Source organism: Pseudomonas sp. IT-P218 (assembly GCF_949767605.1).
In the GTDB taxonomy this organism is placed as follows: domain Bacteria; phylum Pseudomonadota; class Gammaproteobacteria; order Pseudomonadales; family Pseudomonadaceae; genus Aquipseudomonas; species Aquipseudomonas putida_AE.
Genome location: NZ_CATKQQ010000066.1, coordinates 295,445 through 319,574, shown reverse-complemented (window position 1 = coordinate 319,574; position 24,130 = coordinate 295,445). Strand labels below are relative to the sequence as shown.

Below are 24,130 nucleotides of genomic sequence, written 5' to 3'. Positions count from 1 at the left end.
CGGCACAGAACATTTTCAATTCGTTGCAACGCAGCGCTTTGGATACTGTCAAGATGCCCTAGCGGCGGTAGCAGCAGAGGTCTAGTATGAGCCGCACTCACGCCAGCCAGGAGGTAAACCATGTCGGCCACCAAGAAGCCTGTAAGTACTCCGTTGCACCTGCTCCAACAACTCTCGGGCAGCTTGCTCGAGCATCTCGAAAACGCTTGTTCCGAAGCTTTGGCCGATGCTGAAAAACTGCTCGCCAAACTGGAAAAGCAGCGCGGAAAAGCGCAAGAGAAATTGCACAAATCCCGTACCAAATTGCAGGACGCAGCGGCGGCTGGAAAGGCCAAGGCGCAGACCAAAGCGAAGGACGCGGTGAAACAGCTCGAGGACCTGCTTGATGCACTCAAGGATCGTCAATCGGAAACTCGCGGCTACATTCTGCAACTCAAGCGCGATGCCCAGGAAAGCCTGAAACTGGCCCAGGGTGTTGGTCGCGTACAAGAGGCTGTCGGCAAGGCGTTGTCCCTGCGTTCGGCCAAGCCTGCTGCGGCCCCTGCGAAGAAAGCCGCTGCCAAACCGGTTGCCGCAAAAGCACCGGCCAAGCCTGCCGCCAAACCTGCCGCCAAGGCACCGGTGAAAGCCGCAGCCAAACCTGCTGCAACAACTGCGGCGAAAAAACCTGTCGCGGCCAGCGCTGCAAAACCGGCGGCTAGAACTGCAGCTGCCAAACCTGCTGCCCGGACAACCGCGGCGAAAACCGCTGCTGCGAAACCAGCTGCCAAACCGGCCGCCAAAACTGCTGCTGCGAAACCTGCCGCGGCGAAAACCGCAGCCGCCAAACCAGCTGCCAGAACTGCCGCTGCAAAACCTGCTGCCAAGCCGGCCGCAAAACCTGTCGCTGCTAAAGCCGCTGCCAAGTCAGCTGCAAAACCAGCAGCCAAACCAGCGGCAAAAGCAGCCGCCAAACCTGCCGCCAAACCGGCTGCTAAAACCGCTGCCGCAAAACCTGCCGCAGCGAAACCGGCAGCCAAGCCTGCCGCGGCAAAACCAGCAGCCAAACCAGCAGCCAAACCAGCTGCAAAACCTGCTGTGAAAAAACCGGCCGCTGCTACCAAGCCGGCCCCTGTCGCCAAGCCGACTCCGGCGCCTGCTGCCAAGCCAGCGACCCCAGCGCCAGCACCAACCGCTTCGGCTGCTCCTGCGCCGACAGCAACGGCCTCGACTGCCTCCACTGCGCCAACGCCAGTAGCACCGTCGAGCAACAGCTCCACCCCAACCAGCGCTTCTTAAGTGCCGGTTACCGCGACGCGCAGCTGATGCAGCGCGTCGCGGTCGAGGTGGGCGGCCTCTGCCGTCACACCTTCCAGCCAGACCGCCAGGTCGGTCGCGGCAGCTTGCGGCCAGCCTTCGGCCGATCGCTCCAGGCGCAACAACAGAATTCGCTCGGCCTCCAACTCAAGTGTCTTGACCTGTTCGCGTAGCGAGTGCAGTTCGGCATCCTGCGTGGCGGCAACTTTCCATTGCATGCGCAGTGCCCGCAACGGCTGCACGACATCAGCGTCCCAGGCTTGCGCCACACCGCGAAGTTGCTGCAGGCGTTGTTCATTGCAGGCGATACCCCGCTGTCCCAGCCATGCCCCGCACAGCAGCAGACACACACTGACGCCGGCCGACTGCAATTGCAGGCACGCCTGTTCGCCACCAGGGCGGGCATAAAGGGTCAGGGAAAAGCTCCACAGGTCAGAGGACATAGTGCTACTCGCGCCAGTTGCGAGCGAAGCTGGTAGACTCCGCCGCCATTATGATTCGACTTCAGAACCTGACTTTACAGCGTGGCCCGCAACGTCTGCTAGAAGACGCCGAGCTGACCCTGCACGCCGGCCAGAAAGCCGGCCTCATCGGTGCCAACGGCGCCGGCAAATCGAGCCTGTTCGCCTTGCTTCGGGGTGAACTGCACCCGGACTCGGGTGATTGCTTCCTGCCGGCCGACTGGCGTATCGCCCACATGCGCCAGGAGGTCGACACGCTCGAGCGCCTGGCGGTCGACTACGTGCTCGATGGCGACTTGCGCCTGCGCCAGGTGCAACGGGACCTGGCGGCAGCCGAAGCGGCCCATGACGGTGCCGCACAGGCCCGCTACCACTCCGAGCTGGACAGTGCCGACGGTTACACCGCCGATGCCCGCGCTCGCAAGCTGCTGGCAGGCCTGGGCTTCACCAATGAGCAGATGGATCGCCAGGTCGGCGATTTCTCCGGTGGCTGGCGGATGCGCCTGAACCTGGCGCAGGCCTTGATGTGTCCTTCGGACCTGCTGTTGCTCGACGAACCGACCAACCACCTGGACCTCGACGCCATCATCTGGCTCGAAGAGTGGCTAAAGAGCTATCCGGGCACCTTGATGCTGATTTCCCACGACCGGGACTTCCTCGATGCCGTGGTCGATCACGTGGCTCACGTCGATCAGCGCAAGATCACCCTGTACCGCGGTGGCTACAGCGCTTTCGAACGTGCCCGTGCCGAACGCCTGGCCCAGCAACAGCAGGCCTACGAGAAGCAGCAGGCGCAACGTGCGCACATGGAAAGCTACATCGCCCGCTTCAAGGCCCAGGCCACCAAGGCCCGCCAGGCCCAGAGCCGGATCAAGGCGCTGGAGCGGATGGAAGAGCTGACTGCGGCCCACGTCGACTCGCCGTTCGACTTCGTCTTCCGTGAATCGCAGAAGATTTCCAGCCCGCTGATCGACCTGTCCGATGCCCGCCTGGGTTACGGCGACAAAGCCGTGCTGGAGAAGGTCAAGCTGCAACTGACCCCCGGTGCGCGGATCGGTCTGCTCGGCCCGAACGGCGCCGGTAAATCGACCCTGATCAAGAACCTGGCCGGTGAGCTGTCGCCGCTGTCCGGCCGCCTGACCCGTGGCGAAAACACCGTGGTCGGTTACTTCGCCCAGCATCAGCTCGATTCCCTGGACTCCAAGGCCAGCCCGTTGCTGCACTTGCAGCGCCTGGCGCCGACCGAACGCGAACAGACCCTGCGCGATTTCCTCGGCGGTTTTGACTTCCGAGGTGCACGGATCGACGAGCCGGTGCTGAATTTCTCCGGTGGTGAAAAGGCGCGCCTGGCGTTGGCCTTGATCGCCTGGGATCGGCCGAACCTGTTGCTGCTCGACGAACCGACCAACCACCTGGACCTGGAAATGCGCCTGGCGCTGACCATGGCCCTGCAGGAATTCAGTGGTGCGGTACTGGTGGTGTCCCACGATCGCCATTTGCTCAAGAGCACCACCGACAATTTTTATCTGGTGGCGGACGGCAAGGTCGAAGAGTTCGACGGCGACCTGGAGGACTACACCCGTTGGCTGGTGGAGTACCGTCAGCGCAATGCGCCGGTCAGCAACACCCCGGTCAATCCGGACAAGACCGACAAGAAGGCCCAGCGTCAGGCCGCCGCGGCGTTGCGTCAGCAACTGGCGCCGCACAAGCGCGAGGCCGACAAGCTCGAAGCCGAGTTGGGCAAGCTGCACGAGAAACTGGCGAAGATCGATGCCAGCCTGGGCGACAGCGACATCTACGAACCCTTGCGCAAGAATGAACTGCGCGACCTGCTGGCCGAGCAGGCCAAGCTGAAGGTGCGTGAAGCAGAGCTGGAAGAAGCCTGGATGGAAGCCTTGGAACTGCTGGAAAGCATGCAGGCGGAGCTGGAGGCGCTGTCCTGATGGAGGCGTTCAAGCTACCGCTGCCGGCGATGTGGATCGAACCGATCTGGCTCGGTGTGCAAATCCTGCTGATCCTGCTGGCGGGTTACATCGCCCAGCGTTTCGTTGCCAAGTGCCTGACCCGTCTCGGGGAACGCTACCCGTTTCCGCCGCAATTGCTGATGCCGCTGCGCGGCGGTCTGCGTTGGCTGATCATGGGCAGTGCGCTGATCTTCGTGCTGGAGCGCCTCGGGGTCTCGGCCACGGTGCTCTGGACGGCGCTGTCGGGTTTCGTCGCGGTGGCCGCCGTCGCGTTTTTCGCCATGTGGAGCGTGCTCTCCAATCTGTTGTGCGCGATCCTGATTTTCACGGTTGGCCCGTTCCGCCTCGGTGATGTGGTCGAGTTGGTGGACACCACCGACAAGCCTGGCGTCAAAGGGCGGGTGATAGCGATCAATCTGCTGTACACCACGTTGATCGAGGCTGAAGAGCTGGGTACTGGCAGCGCCATGGTGCAAGTGCCCAACAGCCTGTTCTTCCAGCGTTCGGTTCGACGCTGGCGTGGCACGGATGTATTCCCTTCCAGCGGGTTTGAAAAATAAGCTCGCTCCCACAGATGCACGCGGTCAACTGTAGGAGCGAGCTTGCTCGCGAAGGGGCCCTAAAGGCATAAAACGCTGGTCGGCCATTGCCATGTACTACAAAAAATCGATGGTCATCCACCCGAAGCCGCATTAGCTTATTCATCTGTCACAAATCCGAGTCGAGGTGTGCAATGGAGCTTCAAACATGGCTGGCGTTTTTTGCCGCCTGCTGGGTGATCAGCCTGTCCCCCGGTGCCGGCGCCATTGCGTCCATGTCCAGCGGTCTGCAGTACGGTTTCTGGCGCGGTTACTGGAACGCCCTGGGCCTGCAATTGGGGCTGGCGGTGCAGATCGCGATTGTCGGTGCTGGTGTGGGCGCGATTCTCACGGCGTCGGCCACTGCGTTCTTTGCGATCAAATGGTTCGGCGTGGCGTACCTGGTTTATCTCGCGATCAAACAATGGCGCGCGCTGCCCAGCGACATGAGCGATGACGCGGCGATCCGGCCGATTGGCAAGCCGATGGCCCTGGTGTTCCGCGGTTTTCTGGTGAACATCAGCAACCCCAAGGCGTTGGTGTTCATGCTGGCGGTGTTGCCGCAGTTCATTGATCCGCAAGCGCCGCTGCTGATCCAGTACGTGATCATCGGTGCCACCATGATCTGTGTGGACCTGATCGTCATGGCAGGGTACACCGGGCTGGCTTCCAAAGTGCTGCGTATGTTGCGCACACCCAAACAGCAAAAGCGCATGAACCGTACCTTCGCCGGGCTGTTCATTGGCGCGGCGGCGTTCATGGCGACTCTGCGTAAAGCCGCGGTTTAAGCCCTCCGGCACAGGAAAGGCGACCTATCAGGTCGCCTTTTTCGTTTAAGTCCAGTAACGCGCCCCACAACAAAGCTTGAGTGAAACTGATTGGGAGTGAACAATATGTTACTTCGTATTTCCAATTGAGATTCGTTCATGATTGCCCCGTCCCGTTTCCTGGCCTGGCTGATAGCGCCGGTGTTGGCCCTGTGCAGTTTTAATCTGCTGGCCGACACGGTAGAGGGCTCACCGCAAGCGCTGCACCTGCTCGACTACATCGGCGCGGACTATCCGCAAGCGGTGCAGGCCGGCAAGGTCGCCAGCGAATCCGAATACCGCGAGCAACTGGAGTTCGTCCAGGCGGTGCAAGGCTTGATTGCCGCGATGCCGGCCAAACCGGAAAAGGCCGGGCTGGAACAGGGCATCACCAAGCTGCGCGCGGCGATAAGCGCCCGCCAGGATGGCGCCGACGTCGCCCGCCAGGCTCGCCAACTCGGGGCGAAGCTGGCCGTGGCCTATGAAGTCAGCCAAGCGCCGATCATTACCCCGGACCCGACTCGCGGCGCGCCACTGTACGCCCAGCATTGCTCGGTGTGTCACGGCGACACGGGCGCTGGCGATGGACCGGCGGGTGTCGGCCTGACCCCGCCGCCGGCCAACTTGCGTGATAACGCGCGCCTCGATCACCTGAGCCTCTACGCGATCTACAACACAGTGGGCCTGGGGGTCGAAGGCACCGACATGCCGGCATTCGGCGATCAGCTGGATGATCGCCAACGTTGGGACCTGGCCACTTACATCGCCAGCTTCAGCGCCGATCCGGTAACCGCCAGCGGCGACAAGATCTATGACATTGCCGAGCTGGCCCGCCAGACCCCGGCCGAAGTGCAGGCCGCCGACGGTCCGCAGGCTGCCGCGACGTTCCGCGCGCAACGGGCGCAGCCACCACAGGCCAAGCGTGGCCCGGCGCAGTTGCTCGACTACACCGCCGTCACCCTGGACAAGAGCGTGGCGGCCTACCGTGCCGGCGATCACGACCAAGCCTATGACCTGTCGGTAGCGGCGTATCTGGAAGGCTTCGAGCTGGTCGAAAGCTCCCTGGACAACGTCGATGCCAACGTGCGCAAAGACACGGAAAAGTCGTTGATGGCTTACCGTCAGTCGTTGCAGGACGGCCTGCCGGTGGAGCAGGTGGAACAGCGCCTGGAAGCGGCCAAGGCCAAGTTGAAGGCGTCCGCCGAATTGTTGGGCAGCGATGGCTTGAGCTGGTCGTTGAGCTATATCTCCGGCTTGCTAATCCTGCTGCGCGAAGGCCTGGAAGCCATCCTGGTGCTGGCGGCGATCCTCGCTTTCCTGCGTAACACCGGCCAACAGTCGGCGGTACGCAGTGTCAACGTCGGTTGGGGCCTGGCGCTGTTGGCCGGCCTGGGTACCTGGGCGCTGGCGGCTTACGTGATCGATGTCAGCGGCTCGCAGCGCGAACTGCTGGAAGGTGCGACGGCGCTGTTTGCCAGCGTCATGGTGTTGGGGCTCGGTGTGTGGATGCACGACCGTCGTCATGCCGCAGCCTGGCAGGATTACATCAAGAGCAGCCTGGTGGGCGGAGGCGGGCGTTTCGGTTTTGCGATCCTGGCGTTCTTCTCGGTGTATCGCGAGCTGTTCGAAGTGATCCTGTTCTACGAGACCCTGTGGCTGCAGGCAGGTCCGGCTGGCCATGATGCGGTGCTGGCCGGTGGTGCGACGGCGCTGGTGCTGTTGGTTGGCCTGGCCTGGGTGATCCTGCGCGGCTCGGCGAAACTGCCACTGACGCTGTTTTTCAGCATCAACGCCGGTCTGCTCTGTGCTTTGTCGGTGGTGTTCGCCGGGCATGGCGTGAAGGCGCTGCAGGAAGCCGGGATCTTCGGCACGCGACCGGTGCCGTTCTTTGAGTTCGATTGGCTGGGGATTCATGCGGATGCGTATTCGTTGAGCGCTCAGGCTGTGGCTTTGCTTGCGATCATCGTGCTGTACAGCCGTAGTCGCATGGCCGAGAAGCGGCGGGTGACAGTTTCTTAACCGAGGATCCTTAAAAGATCGCAGCCTGCGGCAGCTCCTAAAGGTGTACGTTAATCCCTGTAGGAGCTGCCGAAGGCTGCGATCTTTTGCTTTCAAGAGGAAAAAAACATGCGCGTATGGATCGATGCGGACGCCTGCCCCCGGGCGGCAAAGGACCTGGTGGTCAAGTTCGCCCTCAAGCGCCAGTTCGAAGTGGTGCTTGTGGCAGGGCAGCCGCAGATCAAGCCGGGCCTGGCCCTGGTCAAGCTGATCGTGGTGCCCAGCGGACCGGATGCGGCGGATGATTACCTGGTGGAGCACGCGGTCCCCGGTGAGCTGGTGATATGCAGTGACGTGCCGCTGGCCGACCGGCTCGTAAAGAAGGGCGTCGCTGCGCTGGACCCGCGGGGCAAGGAATTCGACGCGCAGAACATGGGCGATCGCTTGGCTGTACGTAATCTGTTCACCGACTTGCGTGAGCAGGGGCAGATGAGCGGCGGACCAGCGCCGTTTGGCGAGCGGGAGAAGCAGGCGTTTGCCAATGCGCTGGACCGGATCCTGACGCGGCTGTCGCGCCAGTCTTAAGGTTCACGCGGTCCCCTGTAGGAGCTGGCTTGCCAGCGAAAGCGATCGAACATTCAACATCTGCGTCGAATGCTATGACGCCTTCGCTGGCAAGCCAGCTCCTACAGGGGGCGGTGTCAGGCGTCGTTTTCGTGGGTCAGTTCGAGTACGCGGTCGACCAGTTTATTGATGCCCGAAGCCGCTTCACTGATCGATTGCGCCAGCATGTACGCCGGCGTCGTCACCAGCTTGCGCGCCTTGTCTTCGACGATATCGCTCACGGCACAGTCCTTGTGGGTGGCGCCCATCTTGTTCAGGGCCGCTGCCGTTTCGGCGTCGTTGCCGATGGTGCAGGTCACGCCCGGCCCATAGATTTTCGCCGCCAGGGCAGGCGAGATGCAGATCAGGCCGACCGGCTTGCCGGCCTCGGCAAAGGCTTCGGTCAAGGCCAGCACGTCCGGTTGAACAGTGCAGCCGGTTCCTTCGATGGCGAAATTGGAGAGGTTCTTGGCGGAGCCGAAACCGCCGGGAATGATCAGCGCATCAAAGTCTTCGGCGTCCGCTTCACGGATGTCCTTGATCTCGCCCCGGGCAATGCGCGCCGATTCCACCAGCACATTGCGCGACTCGGGCATTTCTTCGCCGGTCAGGTGATTGATCACATGCAGCTGCGCGATGTTCGGCGCAAAACACTGCACCTGCGCGCCACGCTGGTCCAGGCGCAGCAGGGTCACCACGCTTTCGTAGATTTCGGCGCCGTCGTACACGCCACAGCCGGAAAGGATCACTGCAACTTTTTTGCTCATGGGCTTTTCTCCAGATTCATGGCGTTAAATGTCCACTAATTTGTCACTCGTTGCCATAGGGATAATTCGAGGTTACACATAGGATCTGTCCTCAAGATTCCGTACAGGGCGCGTCATGGACTTCATTCTGTATGCGGTGCCGTTTTTCTTCGTGCTGATCGCCGTCGAGCTGCTGGCCGACCGTTGGCGCGGGGTCAGCAACTATCGGCTGGCGGACGCGATCAACAGCATCAGCACCGGCGTGCTCTCGACCACCACCGGCCTGCTGACCAAAGGCGTAGGGCTGCTGACCTACGCGTTTGCCCTCAAGCACCTGGCGCTGTTCGAGCTCTCGGCCGACAGTGTCTGGGTATGGATTTTTGCCTTTGTCTTTTATGACTTCTGCTATTACTGGCTGCACCGCATGGGCCACGAGCGCAACATCCTCTGGGCTGCGCATTCGGTGCATCACCAGAGCGAGGACTACAACCTCTCCACCGCCCTGCGCCAGACCAGCACCGGGTTTCTGCTGAGCTGGATCTTCTACCTGCCCATGGCCGTCGCCGGCGTGCCCTTGCTGGTGTTCGTCAGCGTCGCCGCGCTGAACCTGCTGTACCAGTTCTGGGTGCACACCCGGCACATTCCCAAGCTGGGATGGTTCGAGTGGTTTTTCGTCACGCCATCCAATCATCGGGCCCACCATGCACAGAACGCTCTCTACATGGATCGCAACTACGGCGGCGTGTTCATTATTTGGGACCGTCTATTCGGCTCGTTCCAGGAAGAAGACGACAACGAGCCGGTGATTTTCGGCGTGACCACGCCCCTGGCGAGCTGGAATCCGGTGTGGGCCAACGTGCAGTTCTACGCGCAGTTGTGGGCGGATGCGCGGCGTGCCGAAAGCACCTGGGACAAGCTGCGGATCTGGTTCATGCGCACCGGCTGGCGGCCGGCGGACGTGGCAGCCAGGTACCCGATGAACAAGCCGGACCTGAGCCAGTTCCGCAAATTCGAGGTGCCGCTGGATGGGCGCCAGCAGCTCTATGTGCTGTTGCAGTTCTGCGTCTACATCGCCCTGGGCAGCTATTTGATGAACCTGGAACCCAGTCTGTCGACGGCCGCGTTGGTGTTGGGCTGGGGGGCGGTGGCGCTGGGCCTGTTCGTGTTGGGCGTGGCCCTGGAGAATCGCCCGTGGGCGCTGAAGCTGGAATTGCTGCGGCTGGCATCGAATGTGCCGCTGGTGTGGCTGGCGCCGCTGGCGGGGCTGTGGCCGGCCAGCGCGGTGGGCTGGGTCGGCCTGCTCAGTTACAGCCTGATCAGCGGTATCGGGCTTTATTGCTGCAGAAACCGCTTTACTCGACTGGCGTCTTAGGGCCGCCGGTAGTGTGCTTTTCGGCCTTCAGGGCTTGCTCGTCGGCATAGATCTGCCGGGCCAGGCGCGCATTCTTTAAGCGCCGGCGCAGCCACAGGCCCAGGCCCAGGATGAGCAGGGCGCCGAGCACCCACAGCTCGTATTTCTTGATACTGCCGAGCATCCCTTCCAGTACAGCGCCAAAGTGATAGGCCGCCGCCGCCAGCGCGGTGGCCCAGATCGCCGCGCCAATGCCGTTGAGCAGCAGATAGCGACCCGGTGGATAGCCCGACAGGCCGATGGCCACCGGCATCACGGTGCGCAAGCCGTAGACGAAGCGGAAGCTCAGGACCCAGATGTCCGGGTGTTTGCGAATATGTTCCAGCGCCCGGTCACCCATCATCTGCCAGCGCGGTTTGCGTGCCAGCAGCTTGCGCCCGTGCTTGCGTCCCAGGAAGTACCACAGCTGGTCGCCGGCATAGCTGCCGCAGAACGCCACGACCACCACCAGGTTGATGTCCATGTAACCACGGAACGCGAGGAAGCCCGCGAGCACCAGGATGGTTTCGCCTTCGAAGAACGTGCCGAGAAACAGGGCAAAGTAGCCGAAGTCATGCAGAAATTGTTGGAGCATTGTCTGGGTGCTGGCGAAATGAACGCGCAGCCTAACCCTTCGTACACATTCAGGAAAGTGTCCAAATGTGTCTCGACGTGAACATTTCCTACAAGGACAATGGAATACGGCTACATGACATAGGGCGCACACAACTGTAATACGTTCGTCATAATGGCCGCTTATAACTGTCACGCTCGCACGCCTGCGGGCTCAGGAGTCTGCCGTGAGCTTTACCCCCGCCAACCGTTTGTTTCCCGCCACCCGCCTGCGCCGCAACCGTCGTGACGATTTTTCGCGTCGTCTGGTCCGTGAAAACGTGCTGTCCGTCGACGACCTGATCCTGCCGGTATTTGTGCTGGACGGTGAGAACCGTCGTGAAGCGGTGGCTTCGATGCCGGGCGTCGAACGCCTGACCATCGATCTGTTGCTGGAAGAGGCGGCCAAGTGGGTCGAGCTGGGCATTCCCGCATTGGCGCTGTTCCCGGTGACCCCGGCAGAGCTCAAGTCGCTGGACGCCGCCGAAGCCTGGAACCCGGAAGGCATCGCCCAACGCGCCACCCGCGCCCTGCGTGCGCAGTTCCCTGATCTGGGCGTGATCACCGACGTCGCCCTGGACCCGTTCACCACCCACGGTCAGGACGGTATTCTCGACGAAGAAGGCTACGTGCAGAACGACATCACCGTCGACGCACTGGTCCGCCAGGCCCTGTCCCATGCCGAAGCCGGTGCCCAGGTGGTGGCGCCATCGGACATGATGGACGGTCGCATCCAGGCGATCCGCGAGGCCCTCGAAGTGGCCGGTCACGTCAACGTGCGGATCATGGCCTACTCGGCGAAGTACGCCAGTGCCTATTATGGCCCGTTCCGCGATGCGGTCGGCTCGGCACTGAACCTGGGCAAGGCCAACAAGGCCTCCTATCAGATGGACCCGGCCAACAGCAACGAAGCCCTGCACGAAGTGGCGGCTGACTTGTCAGAAGGCGCAGACATGGTCATGGTCAAGCCAGGCATGCCGTATCTGGACATCCTCTGCCGGGTCAAAGAAGAATTCAAAGTGCCGACCTTTGTGTATCAAGTCAGCGGCGAATACGCCATGCACATGGCGGCGATCCAGAATGGCTGGTTGAGCGAAGGGGTTATCCTCGAATCCCTGACCGCTTTTAAACGCGCAGGCGCTGATGGCATCCTCACGTATTTTGCCGTTCGTGCCGCTCAATTGTTACGAGAGCAAAAATAGCCCTCCCAGGAACATTCGATGAATACCGAAGTACTCACTGAAGTTGCCGTAAAAGACGCTCAACCAGTGGTGGAGCAGGTCGACGAAACCCCGCCGGAGCTGGAGCCCGCTCCGCCCGCGGCGGTCGTCGAGCCCGCAGTGGCAGCGCCAGCGATTGCCATTCCCGGCCTGGATGACAGCAGCCTGTACATCCACCGTGAGCTGTCGCAACTGCAGTTCAACATCCGCGTGCTGGAACAGGCACTGGACGAGTCCTACCCGTTGCTGGAGCGGCTGAAGTTCCTGCTGATCTTCTCCAGCAACCTGGACGAGTTCTTCGAGATTCGCGTCGCCGGCCTGAAGAAGCAGATCACCTTCGCCCGTGAGCAGGCCGGCGCCGACGGCCTGCAACCGCACCAGGCCCTGGCCCGCATCAGTGAACTGGTGCACGGTCACGTTGACCGCCAGTACGCGATCCTCAACGACATTCTGCTGCCGGAACTGGAAAAGCATCAGGTCCGCTTCATCCGTCGCCGCAACTGGACGACCAAGCTCAAGACCTGGGTGCGCCGTTATTTCCGCGACGAAATCGCCCCGATCATCACCCCGATCGGCCTCGACCCGACGCACCCGTTCCCGTTGCTGGTGAACAAGAGCCTGAACTTCATCGTCGAGCTCGAAGGCATCGACGCCTTCGGTCGCGACTCTGGCCTCGCGATCATCCCGGCCCCGCGCCTGCTGCCACGCATCATCAAGGTGCCGGAAGAAGTCGGCGGCGCCGGCGACAACTATGTGTTCCTGTCGTCGATGATCCACGCCCACGCCGATGACCTGTTCCAGGGCATGAAGGTCAAGGGCTGCTACCAGTTCCGCCTGACCCGAAACGCCGACCTGGCGCTGGACTCCGAAGACGTCGAAGACCTTGCGCGGGCCCTGCGCGGCGAGTTGTTCTCCCGTCGTTATGGCGACGCGGTGCGACTGGAGGTGGCCGATACCTGCCCGAAACACCTGTCCGACTACCTGCTCAAGCAGTTCAACCTGAGCGAGACCGAGCTGTATCAGGTCAACGGTCCGGTGAACCTGACGCGTCTGTTCAGCATCACCGGCCTGGACAGCCAGCGCGAGCTGCAGTACCTGCCGTTCACCCCGCAGATCCCGAAACTGCTGCAAAACAGCGAGAACATTTTCAGCGTGATCAGCAAGCAGGACATCCTGCTGCTGCACCCGTTCGAGTCGTTCACCCCGGTGGTCGACCTGCTGCGCCAGGCCGCCAAGGACCCGCACGTGCTGGCGGTGCGCCAGACCCTGTACCGCTCCGGCGCCAACTCGGAAATCGTCGATGCGTTGGTGGACGCGGCGCGTAACGGCAAGGAGGTCACCGCGGTGATCGAATTGCGCGCGCGCTTCGACGAGGAATCCAACCTGCAACTGGCCAGCCGTCTGCAAGCGGCCGGTGCGGTGGTGATCTACGGTGTGGTCGGCTTCAAGACCCACGCCAAGATGATGCTGATCCTGCGCCGCGAAGCGGGCGAGATCGTGCGTTACGCGCACTTGGGCACGGGTAACTACCACGCCGGCAACGCCCGCCTGTACACCGACTACAGCCTGCTGACCTCCGACGACGCCCTGTGCGAAGACGTCGGCAAACTGTTCAGCCAGTTGATCGGCATGGGCAAGACGTTGCGCATGAAGAAGCTGCTGCACGCGCCGTTCACCCTGAAAAAGGGCATGCTCGACATGATTGCCCGGGAAACCCAGTTCGCCCTCGAGGGCAAGCCGGCGCACATCATCGCCAAGTTCAACTCGCTGACCGATCCGAAGATCATTCGCGCGTTGTACAAGGCCAGCCAGTCGGGCGTGCGCATCGATCTGGTGGTGCGTGGCATGTGCTGCCTGCGGCCGGGCATCGCCGGGGTCTCGCACAACATCCACGTGCGTTCGATCATCGGGCGCTTCCTGGAGCACACCCGGGTCTTCTACTTCCTCAATGGCGGCGATGAACAGATGTTCCTGTCCAGTGCCGACTGGATGGAGCGCAACCTCGACAAGCGCGTCGAGACTTGCTTCCCGGTGGAAGGCAAGAAGCTGATCATGCGGGTCAAGAAAGAGCTGGAGTTGTATCTGACCGATAACACCCACAGCTGGAGCCTGCAGTCGGACGGCCGTTACATCCGCAATACGCCGACCGGCAACCAGAACCCGCGCAGTGCCCAGGCTACGTTGCTGGAGCGGTTGGGTAGCCCGATTCTGGCGGTACGCTAAAAAAAATGGCGATCCCAAGGGATCGCCATTTTTGTTATGACCGCCGTCCCTGTAGGAGCGAGTTTGCTCGCGAAAAACCTGAGGGCAGCGCGTTTATTCAGGCCGCACGCATTATCGTTCACGTCCATCGCGAGCAAGCTCGCTCCTACAGGGGTTTCAGCGCGCGGTAAGGACGATATCCACCCGCGTCAGCCACTGCGCTTCAATTTCGAAATCCGCCTGGGTCAGTTGGTTCTCATCCAGCCAGTTTTCCGGGAACACCACTTCCAGGCTGTTGCCATTGGCATTCAATTCCACCTGGGGCATCTGCTGAGTGCCGCGGATGTGATGGAACAGGATCGCGAAGCGCAGCAGCACGCACAGGCGAATCAGCTTGGTGCCGTCGTTGCCAAACTCGGCAAACTTGTCCTTGGGGATGTTGCGGCGGTGACCGCGTACCAGCAGCGCGAGCATCAGTTGGTCTTCGCGGGAGAAGCCAGCGAGGTCCGAGTGTTCGATCAGGTAGGCGCCGTGCTTGTGATACTGGTAGTGAGCGATGTCCAGGCCCACTTCATGCACCTTGGCCGCCCAGCCGAGCAGTTCGCGCCAGACGCCGTCTTCCAGGTCCCAGTCCCTGGCCACCTGGTCGAAGGCATGCAGGGCCTTGCGTTCGACCCGCACCGCCTGTTCCAGGTCGACGTGGTAACGCTCCATCAGCGAGGTCAGGGTGCGCTCACGCACGTCTTCGTGATGATGGCGACCCAGCAGGTCATAGAGCACGCCTTCTCGTAGTGCGCCTTCACAGTGGTCCATGCGCTGCAATTCCAGGGAATCGAAGATGGCTTCGAGAATGGCCAGGCCTGCCGGGAAAATCGCCCGGCGGTCCGGCTTGATGCCTTCGAAGTCGATCTTGTCGACGTCGCCCAGCTTGATCAGCTTGCGCTTGAGCCAGGCCAGGCCCTGGGCGTTGACCTCGCCGCTGCCGTGGCCACCGGCCTTCAGCGCCAGGCCGATGGCGCGGATGGTGCCCGAGGAGCCGATGGCTTCATCCCAGGTCAGGCGGTGCAGGGCGTGCTCGATGCTCATGATCTCCAGCCGCGCCGCGGTGTACGCCTGGGCGTAACGGGCGGGGGTGATCTTGCCGTCCTTGAAATAGCGCTGGGTGTAGCTGACGCAACCCATCTGCAGGCTTTCGCGCAACAATGGCTCGAATCTCTGCCCGATGATGAATTCGGTACTGCCGCCGCCGATGTCGGCCACCAGGCGTTTGCCCGGGGTGTCGGCGAGGGTGTGGGACACGCCCAGATAAATCAGGCGCGCTTCTTCACGGCCGGAGATGACTTCCACCGGGTGACCGAGGATTTCTTCGGCGCGGTGGATGAATTCGTTGCGGTTGCGGGCTTCACGCAGGGCGTTGGTGCCGACGATCCGCACGGCGCCGGTGGGCATACCGTTGATCAGTTGGGCGAAGCGCTTGAGGCAATCGAGCCCGCGCTGCATGGATTCTTCGCTGAGCTTGCGCTCTTCATCGATACCGGCGGCCAGCTGAACCTTCTCCCCGAGACGTTCGAGAATACGGATTTCACCGTTCTGGGCCTTGGCCACGACCATGTGAAAGCTGTTGGAGCCCAGGTCGATAGCGGCGATCAGGGACAGATTCTTGGCTTGGGATTGCGGCATGGTCAGGGTCTCGGTCGATAACCTCGACATCGTGCCACGATCAAAGGCTGGCGCCAACGCGTAGGCGTTGCGGCGATGCAAATGGCCTCTTCGCGGGCAAGCCCGCTCCTACAGGTTTTTTGCGTCGAACACACCATTGTGCTCCGGCAGAGAACCCTGTGGGAGCGGGCTTGCTCGCGAATGCGGCCTCACAGGCACTAAATTTCCATCAGACTGCCGCTTCCACCGTGCCAATGAAATTCGCCAGCTCCACAGTCTGCGGATTGGCAAACAACTCTTTCGGATCACCCACCTCATGCACCAGCCCCTGATGCATGAACACCAACTTGTCCCCAACCTCCCGGGCAAAACGCATCTCATGGGTCACCATGATCAAGGTCATGCCTTCCCTGGCCAGCTGCCGAACCACGCTCAGCACTTCGTTGACCAGCTCCGGGTCCAGCGCCGAGGTGATTTCGTCGCACAGCAACACCTTGGGCGACATCGCCAGCGCACGGGCAATCGCCACGCGCTGTTGCTGCCCGCCGGACAGCCGATCCGGGAAGGCATCGAATTTCTCCCCCAGGCCTACGCGTTCCAGCATCTCCCGGGCCAGTTCGGCCGCCTTGGCTTTCGGTACTTTCTGCACCACCTGTGGCGCCAGCATCACGTTTTCGCCAACCGTCAGGTGCGGGAACAGGTTGAACTGCTGGAACACCATCCCGACCTTCTGCCTCAGGCTGCGCAGGTCGGCGCGGGCGGCGTCGAGGTATTCGCCGTCGACTTCGATGACGCCATCGTTGATCGATTCCAGGCCGTTGAGGGTGCGCAGCAGGGTCGACTTGCCCGACCCGCTGCGGCCGATGATTGCCACCACCTGGCCTTGTTCGACACTCAGGTCGATGCCTTTGAGCACATGGTGGTCGCCGTAGTATTTATGCAGGGCGGAAATTCTAAGCAGAGGCATGCAGTCTCCTTTCCAGGTAGCGCGCACTGAGGGACAAGGGGTAGCAGAGCAGGAAGTAGCCGAGGGCGACCAGGCCGTAGACCATGAAGGGCTCGAAGGTGGCATTGGCCAACATGCCGCCGGTCTTGGTCAGTTCGGTGAAGCCGATGATCGAGGTCACGGCGGTGCCCTTGACCACTTGCACCGAGAAACCCACGGTCGGCGCCACGGCAATGCGCAACGCTTGCGGCAGGATCACGTAGCGCAGTTGCTCCAGCGGGTTCAGCGCCAGGCTCGACGAGGCTTCCCACTGGCCGTTGGGGATCGACTCGACGCAACCCCGCCAGATCTCCGCCAGGTAGGCGCTGGTGAACAACGTCAAGGCGATGGCTGCCGCGGCCCAGGGCGATATCTCTACCCCGGCCAGCGCGACGCCGAAGAACACCAGGAACAGCTGCATCAACAGCGGCGTGCCCTGGAACAGTTCGATGTAGGTGCGAGCAACTCTGCGCGGCAGGGGCTTGTTCGAGATGCGCATCACCATGACCAGCAAGCCGATCAGCCCGCCGCCAAGGAACGCCACCAGCGACAGCGCCAGCGTCCATTGCAGGCCCATGAGCAGGTTGCGCACGATGTCCCAGAAGGTGAAATCGCTCATCGAGTGCTCCTCGCGATGAATCGCTGGCCGATCCAGTTCAGCAGCTGGCGGATCAACAAGGCCATGCACAGATAGAGCAGCGTGGTCAGGGCATAGGTTTCAAAGGCGCGGAAGTTGCGCGACTGGATGAAGTTGGCGGCGAAGCTCAGCTCTTCGGTGGCGATCTGCGAGCAGACCGCCGAGCCGAGCATGACGATGATGATCTGGCTGCTCAGGGCCGGCCAGACCTTGCCCAGTGCCGGCAGCAGCACCACGTGGCGGAACGCCTCGAAGCGCGTCATGGCCAGTGCCGCCGCAGCCTCCAGTTGGCCGCGCGGGATCGCCTGGATGCCGGCACGGATGATCTCGGTCGAGTAGGCTCCCAGGTTGATCACCATCGCCAGCACGGCGGCCTGCCATTCGGAAATCTGCACACCCAGCGACGGCAGGCCGAAGAAGATGAAAAACAATTGCACCAGGAACGGTGTATTGCGGATCAACTCGACGTAGACCGCGAAAATCCCGGCGAAGGGGCGGATATTCCACGCCCGCACCAGCGCCCCGACGATGCCCAGGCCCACCCCCAGCACCGCGCCGATGGCCGTCAGCTCAAGGGTGAACAGCGCACCGCGCAGCAGCAAATCGGTGTTGTGCACCACCGGCAAGAAATCGAACTGATAAGCCATGAAGTGTCTCCTGCGCGCCGGATCAGAGGTCGGCCGGCAGCGGTTCTTTCAGCCAGGTCAGGGCGTTCTTCTCCAGCGCGCCGTCGCTCTTGGCGGTGACGAGGATCTGGTTGACCTTGTCCAGCAACGCCGGCTCGTTCTTGTTCACGCCGACGTAGACCGGCGAGTCCTTGAGCTTCACTTTCAGCGCCGGCACGCGTTTCGGGCTCTTCTCGCTGATGGCGACCATCACCACGTTGCCGCTGGCGATCAGGTCCACTTGCCCCGCCAGATAGGCAGCGATGGTCGAGTTGTTGTCTTCGAAGCGCTTGATGGTCACGCCTTCGGGGGCGACCTTGGTCAGCTCGATGTCTTCGATGGCGCCACGGGTGACGCTGATGGTCTTGCCCTTGAGGTCGTCCAGGCTTTTGATGTCGGCGTCTGGCGGCCCGAACACGGCGAGGTAAAAGGGGGCGTAGGCGCGGGAGAAATCGATGACTTTTTCCCGCTCCGGGTTTTTACCCAGGCTGGAGATCACCAGGTCGACCTTGCCGGTGGTCAGGAACGGGATGCGGTTGGTGCTGTTGACCGGGGTCAGTTCGAGTTTGACCTTGAGCTGTTCGGCCAGCAGTTTGGCGGTGTCGATGTCGAGGCCGCGCGGTTTCATGTCCGGGCCGACCGAGCCAAAGGGCGGGAAATCCTGGGGCACGGCGACCTTGAGGACGCCGCGCTGGACCACATCTTCCAGGGCGTCGGCATGGGCGGGTGCCTGGCTCAGCACGAGGCTGGCGAACAAGGCAGCGAGGAGGGCGCTGTAACGCTGGGTCATGGCAAGTCTCCGGATCTTCGAGAAGTGATTTCTGCGGATCGACAGAGCACGGGCCATGCCAACATGGCGTTTTCCGGGCGCCAGGCCTCGGTTTTGTTGGCGTTGCACGGTCTTACTGGTCTGAACAGTCCGGTGGCGTTTCGCACCCCGATGGCGCAGCCGTTAACGTTGCCGAACCCCCATGGGGCACGACTTGCCGGGCGCGGCGAATAGCTTTACAACTGATCGCACATTGGCCTGGTTCTAGTGGAAAACCATGAATTCGATCTCCCGCGCCGTACCTGAAGTGGCGCTGCAAGCCATCCGCAAACTGATCACCGAACAGGGGTTCGTGCCGGGGGATGTCTTGCCCTCGCAGCGGGACCTGGCCGTGCAATTGGGGGTCAGCCGGGCGTCGCTGCGCGAGGCACTGTCATCGCTCAGTGCCCTGGGTGTGATCAGTATCCAGCCGGGTAAAGGGGTGTTCGTGCAGTCGCCGGTGGAGTTGCCGCGAGGCGAGGCCGCGCCCGGTTGGCCGTTCGCGGCACAGGCTTCGCCCTTGGATATCTTCCAGTTGCGGTATGCGCTGGAGGGATTCGCGGCGGGGCTGGCGGCCGTTACCTTGAGTACCGATGAACTCGATGCGCTGGAAGACAACGTCGCTGCCATGCGCAACGATCTGAAGTCCGGCGACTTTGAAGCGGCGGCGCGGCTGGACTTCGAATTCCACCGTCGAATCCTGTTGGCCAGCGGCAATCAGGCGATGCTGAGCATCCTGACGGCCAGCGCCGACATCTTCCTGGAGAGCCAGAAGCTACCGTTCATCCGGGCCGAACGGGCCATGGAAACCTGGCAGGAACACCGCAAAATCCTTCGCGCACTGGCGCGCCGGGCCTCGGGGGCCGCGCAAAAGGCCATGCACGAACATGTGCGCAACGCGGCCCTGCGTACCGGAATCGTCTTCGTCGCTCCCGCCACCGCGTGACCTGAGCTATACCCAAACTCATGTAACACCATAGCGAGACTCAATCATCTGCACCTTCCTGAACGGGGGAAGGGCGGCTATGATGGGCCACGTTTTTTTGCTTACAACCCTGGAGAATTCCATGAGCAGCGATCTTATCAAACACGTTAGCGACGCTAGCTTCGAGGCCGACGTACTCAAGGCTGAAGGCGCTGTACTGGTCGACTACTGGGCTGAATGGTGCGGCCCTTGCAAAATGATCGCTCCTGTCCTGGACGAAATTGCCGAGACCTACAAAGGCAAGCTGACCGTTGCCAAACTGAACATTGACGAAAACCAGGAAACCCCCGCCAAGCACGGCGTGCGTGGTATCCCGACGCTGATGCTGTTCAAGAACGGCAACGTTGAAGCGACCAAGGTCGGCGCACTGTCGAAGTCGCAGCTGGCAGCTTTCCTCGACGCCAACATTTAAGCGTCGTAGCAGCCTGTCAGAAAAAGGCCCCGCAAATAGCGGGGCTTTTTTCGTTGTGAAGGGCTAGACGCTCCGAAACTCAGGTGTTACATTCGGCCCCGCGCTGGTTTCTCCAGTGCCCCCTGCTAGCCGTCGCCGACGCTCTCCTTTTCGAATAAGTACGCGATCCTGTCGCCTTCTCCGCGGCGCGGCCTCATTAAGCCAAAAGCTTAATTTCCCCCCTCCATAAATGATTACGTCATTCCTATATGAATCTGACTGAACTCAAGCAAAAGCCGATTACCGAACTGCTCGAATTGGCCGAACAGATGGGCATAGAAAATATGGCCCGTTCGCGCAAGCAGGACGTGATTTTCTCCCTGCTGAAAAAGCACGCGAAAAGCGGCGAGGAAATCTCCGGTGATGGCGTGCTGGAGATTCTCCAGGACGGCTTCGGCTTCCTCCGCTCTGCAGACGCCTCCTATCTTGCCGGCCCTGACGATATCTACGTCTCGCCGAGCCAGATCCGTCGCTTCAACTTGCGCACCGGTGACACCATCGTTGGCAAGATCCGCCCTCCGAAGGAAGGCGAGCGTTATTTCGCGCTGCTCAAGGTCGACACGATCAACTTCGACCGTCCGGAAAACGCGAAAAACAAGATTCTCTTCGAGAACCTGACCCCGCTGTTCCCGACCGTGCGCATGAAGATGGAAGCCGGTAACGGTTCCACCGAAGACTTGACCGGTCGAGTCATCGACCTGTGCGCCCCGATCGGTAAAGGCCAGCGCGGTCTGATCGTTGCACCGCCGAAAGCCGGTAAGACGATCATGCTGCAGAACATCGCCGCGAACATCGCCCGTAACAATCCTGAAGTTCATCTGATCGTGCTGCTGATCGACGAACGTCCGGAAGAAGTAACCGAAATGCAGCGCACCGTGCGCGGCGAAGTGGTTGCCTCGACGTTCGACGAGCCGCCAACCCGCCACGTGCAGGTTGCCGAAATGGTGATCGAGAAGGCCAAGCGCCTGGTCGAACACAAGAAGGACGTGGTGATCCTGCTCGACTCCATCACCCGTCTGGCCCGTGCCTACAACACCGTGATCCCGAGCTCCGGCAAGGTACTGACCGGTGGTGTCGATGCCCACGCCCTGGAGAAACCGAAACGTTTCTTCGGCGCCGCGCGGAACATCGAAGAAGGCGGCTCGCTGACCATCATCGCCACCGCGCTGGTTGAAACCGGCTCGAAGATGGACGAAGTGATCTACGAGGAATTCAAAGGCACCGGCAACATGGAACTGCCTCTGGACCGTCGCATCGCTGAAAAGCGCGTATTCCCGGCCATCAACATCAACCGTTCCGGTACTCGCCGCGAAGAGTTGCTGACGGCCGACGACGAGTTGCAGCGCATGTGGATCCTGCGCAAGCTGCTGCATCCGATGGATGAAGTCGCTGCCATCGAGTTCCTGGTCGACAAGCTGAAAACGACCAAGACCAACGATGAGTTCTTCCTGTCGATGAAACGCAAGTAAGTCGAACGGGCCAAGAAGCCGGGGAAACCCGGCTTTTTGCTATCTGATTTTTGATGAACCGCCAGTTCGTGGTTCTGAATAGAGGGGTTCGGCGCTAAACTGCCCACCCCGAACGCCACGGCCAATACGAGGCTCACGCATGCAGTATCGCGACTTGCGCGACTTTATCAGCGGCCTGGAACAGCGCGGCGAACTCAAGCGCATCCAGGTTCCGGTGTCCCCAGTGCTCGAAATGACCGAGGTGTGCGATCGCACCTTGCGCGCCAAGGGCCCGGCCCTGCTATTCGAAAAACCTACCGGTTTTGACATTCCCGTGCTCGGCAACCTGTTCGGTACCCCCGAGCGCGTAGCGTTGGGCATGGGCGCCGAAGCGGTCAGCGAGCTGCGTGAAATCGGCAAGTTGCTGGCGTTCCTCAAGGAACCCGAGCCGCCGAAGGGGCTGAAAGACGCCTGGTCCAAGCTGCCGATCTTCCGCAAGATCATCTCCATGGCGCCCAAGGTCGTCAAAGACGCGATCTGCCAGGAAGTGGTGGTCGAAGGCGACGACGTCGACCTGTCGACCTTGCCCGTGCAGACCTGCTGGCCAGGCGACGTTGCCCCGCTGATCACCTGGGGCCTGACGGTCACCAAGGGGCCGAACAAGGACCGGCAGAACCTCGGTATCTACCGTCAGCAAGTGATTGGCCGCAACAAGGTCATCATGCGCTGGCTCAGCCACCGTGGCGGCGCGCTGGATTATCGTGAATGGTGCGAGAAGCACCCTGGCCAGCCGTTCCCGGTGGCCGTGGCGCTGGGGGCTGACCCGGCGACCATCCTCGGTGCCGTGACCCCGGTGCCAGACAGTCTTTCCGAATACGCCTTTGCCGGCCTGCTGCGCGGCAACCGGACCGAACTGGTCAAGTGCCGCGGCAACGACCTGCAAGTGCCGGCCACCGCCGAAATCATCCTTGAAGGGGTGATTCACCCGGGCGAGATGGCCGATGAAGGGCCGTACGGCGACCACACCGGCTACTACAACGAAGTCGACAGCTTCCCGGTGTTTACCGTCGAGCGCATTACTCACCGGATCAAGCCGATTTACCACAGCACCTACACTGGTCGTCCACCGGATGAGCCGGCGATCCTGGGTGTGGCGCTGAACGAAGTTTTCGTGCCGATCCTGCAGAAGCAGTTCCCGGAGATCACCGACTTCTACCTGCCACCCGAGGGCTGTTCGTACCGCATGGCCGTCGTGACCATGAAGAAGTCGTACCCGGGGCATGCCAAGCGGGTAATGCTCGGTGTCTGGTCGTTTTTGCGACAGTTCATGTACACCAAGTTCGTTATCGTCACTGACGACGATATCAACGCGCGGGACTGGAACGACGTGATCTGGGCCATCACCACGCGCATGGACCCCAAGCGCGACACGGTGATGATCGAGAACACACCGATCGACTACCTGGACTTCGCCTCGCCGGTTTCCGGCCTGGGTTCGAAGATGGGGCTCGATGCCACGCATAAATGGCCGGGTGAAACCACGCGTGAGTGGGGCCGTGTAATCGTCAAGGACGACGCCGTGACCCAACGGATCGATGCCATCTGGAATCAGTTAGGAATAGATTGATGCGTGTAACCTTGCAGCCCTCCGGCGCAGTACTGGATATCTTGCCCGGCGAGCGGATTCTCGATGGCGCACGCCGCCTGGGCTATGAATGCCCGCAAAGCTGTCGCAACGGTAACTGCCACGTGTGCGCCGCGCTGCTGGTGGAAGGCCGCGTCGAGCAGGCAGGTCTCGTGCGCGACCATGGCGAGTTCTACACTTGCATTGCAGAGCCGCTGGAAGACTGCATCGTGCTGTGGGATGGCGTGCTCGCGCTGGGAGAATTGCCGGTGCGCAGTCTGTCGTGTCAGGTCACCAGTTGCACCGAGGTTGGTGGCGATACCTGGCGGGTGCGGCTGCGGGCTCCTGCCGGCAAGCCACCGCGTTATCACGCGGGCCAATACCTGATGATCCATCGTGACAACGGCGACAAGTCGTCCTTCTCCCTGGCCTCGGCACCCTCCGGCGGGCGAGACCTGGAAATCCACGTGCTGGCGCGCGAACCCAGTGCGCTCAGCCTGATCGAGCAACTGCAACGCAACACGATGGTGCGTATCGACATGCCGTTCGGTGATGCGCACCTGGCCGAGTTGCCGGACGGTCCGCTGGTGCTGATTGCGGCGGGCACCGGGATGGGCCAGGTTCATGGCTTGATCGAACATTGCCGCGCCGAAGGCTTCAAGCACCCGGTGCACTTGTACTGGGGAGTGCGTCGTCCTGAGGACTTTTATGAAATCGAACATTGGGATGAGTGGCTGAAACTGCCCAACCTGTTCCTGCATAAAGTCGTCAGCGACCAATGCGGCTGGCAGGGGCGCTGCGGCATGTTGCATGAAGCGGTCTGCGAAGACTTCCCCGACCTCAAGGCCCTGCATGTCTATGCCAGTGGCTCGCCTGCCATGGTCTACGGCACCCTGGACGCGCTGGTCGAGGCAGGAATGGACGCTCACCAGATGCGCGCCGACGTATTTGCGTACGCGCCACGATCCTGATTCTGTCCCACCACACTGTAG

The 24,130-nt window shown here is 61.6% G+C and carries 22 protein-coding genes; 14 read left to right on the top strand and 8 right to left on the bottom strand.

The genetic code is table 11. From position 1 onward, the window contains the following. Positions 1-120 precede the first annotated feature (120 nt). Complete coding sequence (locus ACM6I6_RS25960) at positions 121-1,278, top strand: AlgP family protein (RefSeq protein WP_414920895.1); 1,158 nt, start codon at positions 121-123, stop codon at positions 1,276-1,278. On the opposite strand, the gene ACM6I6_RS25955 is transcribed toward ACM6I6_RS25960, so the two are convergent. Continuing rightward, on the bottom strand, positions 1,275-1,739 hold the full coding sequence (locus ACM6I6_RS25955) for a TIGR02444 family protein (RefSeq protein ID WP_414920894.1): 465 nt from the start codon (positions 1,737-1,739) through the stop codon (positions 1,275-1,277). The genes ACM6I6_RS25960 and ACM6I6_RS25955 overlap by 4 nt on opposite strands. A 50-nt stretch (positions 1,740-1,789) precedes the next feature. On the opposite strand from ACM6I6_RS25955, the gene ACM6I6_RS25950 reads away from it, so the two are divergent. The 5 genes from ACM6I6_RS25950 (at position 1,790) to ACM6I6_RS25930 (ending at position 7,688) form a co-directional block, all read left to right on the top strand. Then, positions 1,790-3,700 (top strand): ATP-binding cassette domain-containing protein, encoded by a 1,911-nt coding sequence (locus ACM6I6_RS25950; protein ID WP_274073677.1) that lies wholly within the window; start codon positions 1,790-1,792, stop codon positions 3,698-3,700. Then, the gene (locus ACM6I6_RS25945) at positions 3,700-4,281 is read left to right on the top strand and encodes a mechanosensitive ion channel family protein (RefSeq protein ID WP_274073676.1); all 582 of its coding nucleotides are present in this window, start codon (positions 3,700-3,702) and stop codon (positions 4,279-4,281) included. Before ACM6I6_RS25950 ends, ACM6I6_RS25945 begins: the two co-directional genes overlap by 1 nt. Positions 4,282-4,454: 173 nt before the next feature. Next, positions 4,455-5,087: a LysE family transporter gene (locus ACM6I6_RS25940; protein ID WP_323607199.1), complete on the top strand. Its 633-nt coding sequence runs from the start codon at positions 4,455-4,457 to the stop codon at positions 5,085-5,087. Between the two features lie 138 nt (positions 5,088-5,225). Next, the gene (locus ACM6I6_RS25935) at positions 5,226-7,124 is read left to right on the top strand and encodes an FTR1 family protein (protein WP_414920893.1); all 1,899 of its coding nucleotides are present in this window, start codon (positions 5,226-5,228) and stop codon (positions 7,122-7,124) included. Between the two features lie 108 nt (positions 7,125-7,232). After that, on the top strand, positions 7,233-7,688 hold the full coding sequence (locus ACM6I6_RS25930) for a YaiI/YqxD family protein (protein WP_323625701.1): 456 nt from the start codon (positions 7,233-7,235) through the stop codon (positions 7,686-7,688). A 116-nt stretch (positions 7,689-7,804) separates the two neighbouring features. Here ACM6I6_RS25930 and elbB read toward each other — a convergent pair whose 3' ends face one another. Beyond that, positions 7,805-8,473, bottom strand: coding sequence for an isoprenoid biosynthesis glyoxalase ElbB (gene elbB / locus ACM6I6_RS25925; RefSeq protein ID WP_046818466.1), 669 nt, complete (start codon positions 8,471-8,473; stop codon positions 7,805-7,807). Between the two features lie 115 nt (positions 8,474-8,588). Here elbB and ACM6I6_RS25920 point away from each other — a divergent pair, with 115 nt between their 5' ends. Beyond that, positions 8,589-9,824, top strand: a complete 1,236-nt coding sequence (locus ACM6I6_RS25920; RefSeq protein ID WP_323607202.1) for a sterol desaturase family protein — start codon at positions 8,589-8,591, stop codon at positions 9,822-9,824. Here the strand turns inward: ACM6I6_RS25920 and ACM6I6_RS25915 are convergent. Next, a complete protein-coding gene (locus tag ACM6I6_RS25915) occupies positions 9,805-10,437 on the bottom strand; it encodes a DedA family protein (protein ID WP_414920892.1) in 633 nt (210 codons plus the stop codon). The two genes, ACM6I6_RS25920 and ACM6I6_RS25915, sit on opposite strands and share 20 nt — an antisense overlap. A gap of 205 nt (positions 10,438-10,642) precedes the next feature. Between ACM6I6_RS25915 and hemB the strand changes: the two genes are divergently transcribed. Beyond that, a complete protein-coding gene (gene hemB, locus ACM6I6_RS25910) occupies positions 10,643-11,656 on the top strand; it encodes a porphobilinogen synthase (protein ID WP_274073670.1) in 1,014 nt (337 codons plus the stop codon). Positions 11,657-11,674: 18 nt separating this feature from the next. Further along, complete coding sequence (ppk1, locus tag ACM6I6_RS25905; RefSeq protein ID WP_323625697.1) at positions 11,675-13,897, top strand: polyphosphate kinase 1; 2,223 nt, start codon at positions 11,675-11,677, stop codon at positions 13,895-13,897. 156 nt (positions 13,898-14,053) lie between these two features. Here ppk1 and ppx read toward each other — a convergent pair whose 3' ends face one another. The 5 genes from ppx to ACM6I6_RS25880 form a co-directional block, all read right to left on the bottom strand. Continuing rightward, the gene (gene ppx, locus ACM6I6_RS25900) at positions 14,054-15,556 is read right to left on the bottom strand and encodes an exopolyphosphatase (protein ID WP_274073869.1); all 1,503 of its coding nucleotides are present in this window, start codon (positions 15,554-15,556) and stop codon (positions 14,054-14,056) included. A gap of 208 nt (positions 15,557-15,764) precedes the next feature. Continuing rightward, complete coding sequence (locus ACM6I6_RS25895) at positions 15,765-16,502, bottom strand: amino acid ABC transporter ATP-binding protein (protein ID WP_274073668.1); 738 nt, start codon at positions 16,500-16,502, stop codon at positions 15,765-15,767. Further along, a complete protein-coding gene (locus tag ACM6I6_RS25890; RefSeq protein ID WP_406592766.1) occupies positions 16,489-17,139 on the bottom strand; it encodes an amino acid ABC transporter permease in 651 nt (216 codons plus the stop codon). The genes ACM6I6_RS25895 and ACM6I6_RS25890 overlap by 14 nt, the downstream gene beginning before the upstream one ends. After that, positions 17,136-17,804: an amino acid ABC transporter permease gene (locus ACM6I6_RS25885; RefSeq protein ID WP_274073666.1), complete on the bottom strand. Its 669-nt coding sequence runs from the start codon at positions 17,802-17,804 to the stop codon at positions 17,136-17,138. Before ACM6I6_RS25885 ends, ACM6I6_RS25890 begins: the two co-directional genes overlap by 4 nt. A gap of 22 nt (positions 17,805-17,826) precedes the next feature. Then, on the bottom strand, positions 17,827-18,612 hold the full coding sequence (locus ACM6I6_RS25880; RefSeq protein WP_323607207.1) for a transporter substrate-binding domain-containing protein: 786 nt from the start codon (positions 18,610-18,612) through the stop codon (positions 17,827-17,829). Between the two features lie 256 nt (positions 18,613-18,868). On the opposite strand from ACM6I6_RS25880, the gene ACM6I6_RS25875 reads away from it, so the two are divergent. From ACM6I6_RS25875 to ACM6I6_RS25855, 5 genes are all read left to right on the top strand, one after another. Further along, positions 18,869-19,576 (top strand): FadR/GntR family transcriptional regulator, encoded by a 708-nt coding sequence (locus tag ACM6I6_RS25875; RefSeq protein ID WP_414920891.1) that lies wholly within the window; start codon positions 18,869-18,871, stop codon positions 19,574-19,576. Positions 19,577-19,697: 121 nt separating this feature from the next. Continuing rightward, positions 19,698-20,027, top strand: coding sequence for a thioredoxin TrxA (gene trxA, locus ACM6I6_RS25870; protein ID WP_003206727.1), 330 nt, complete (start codon positions 19,698-19,700; stop codon positions 20,025-20,027). Positions 20,028-20,275: 248 nt separating this feature from the next. Continuing rightward, positions 20,276-21,535: a transcription termination factor Rho gene (gene rho, locus ACM6I6_RS25865; protein ID WP_003206716.1), complete on the top strand. Its 1,260-nt coding sequence runs from the start codon at positions 20,276-20,278 to the stop codon at positions 21,533-21,535. Positions 21,536-21,674: 139 nt separating this feature from the next. Further along, on the top strand, positions 21,675-23,141 hold the full coding sequence (gene ubiD, locus ACM6I6_RS25860; RefSeq protein WP_274073663.1) for a 4-hydroxy-3-polyprenylbenzoate decarboxylase: 1,467 nt from the start codon (positions 21,675-21,677) through the stop codon (positions 23,139-23,141). Beyond that, positions 23,141-24,109, top strand: coding sequence for a CDP-6-deoxy-delta-3,4-glucoseen reductase (locus ACM6I6_RS25855; RefSeq protein WP_323607211.1), 969 nt, complete (start codon positions 23,141-23,143; stop codon positions 24,107-24,109). The genes ubiD and ACM6I6_RS25855 overlap by 1 nt, the downstream gene beginning before the upstream one ends. The last annotated feature ends 21 nt before the right edge of the window (positions 24,110-24,130 follow it).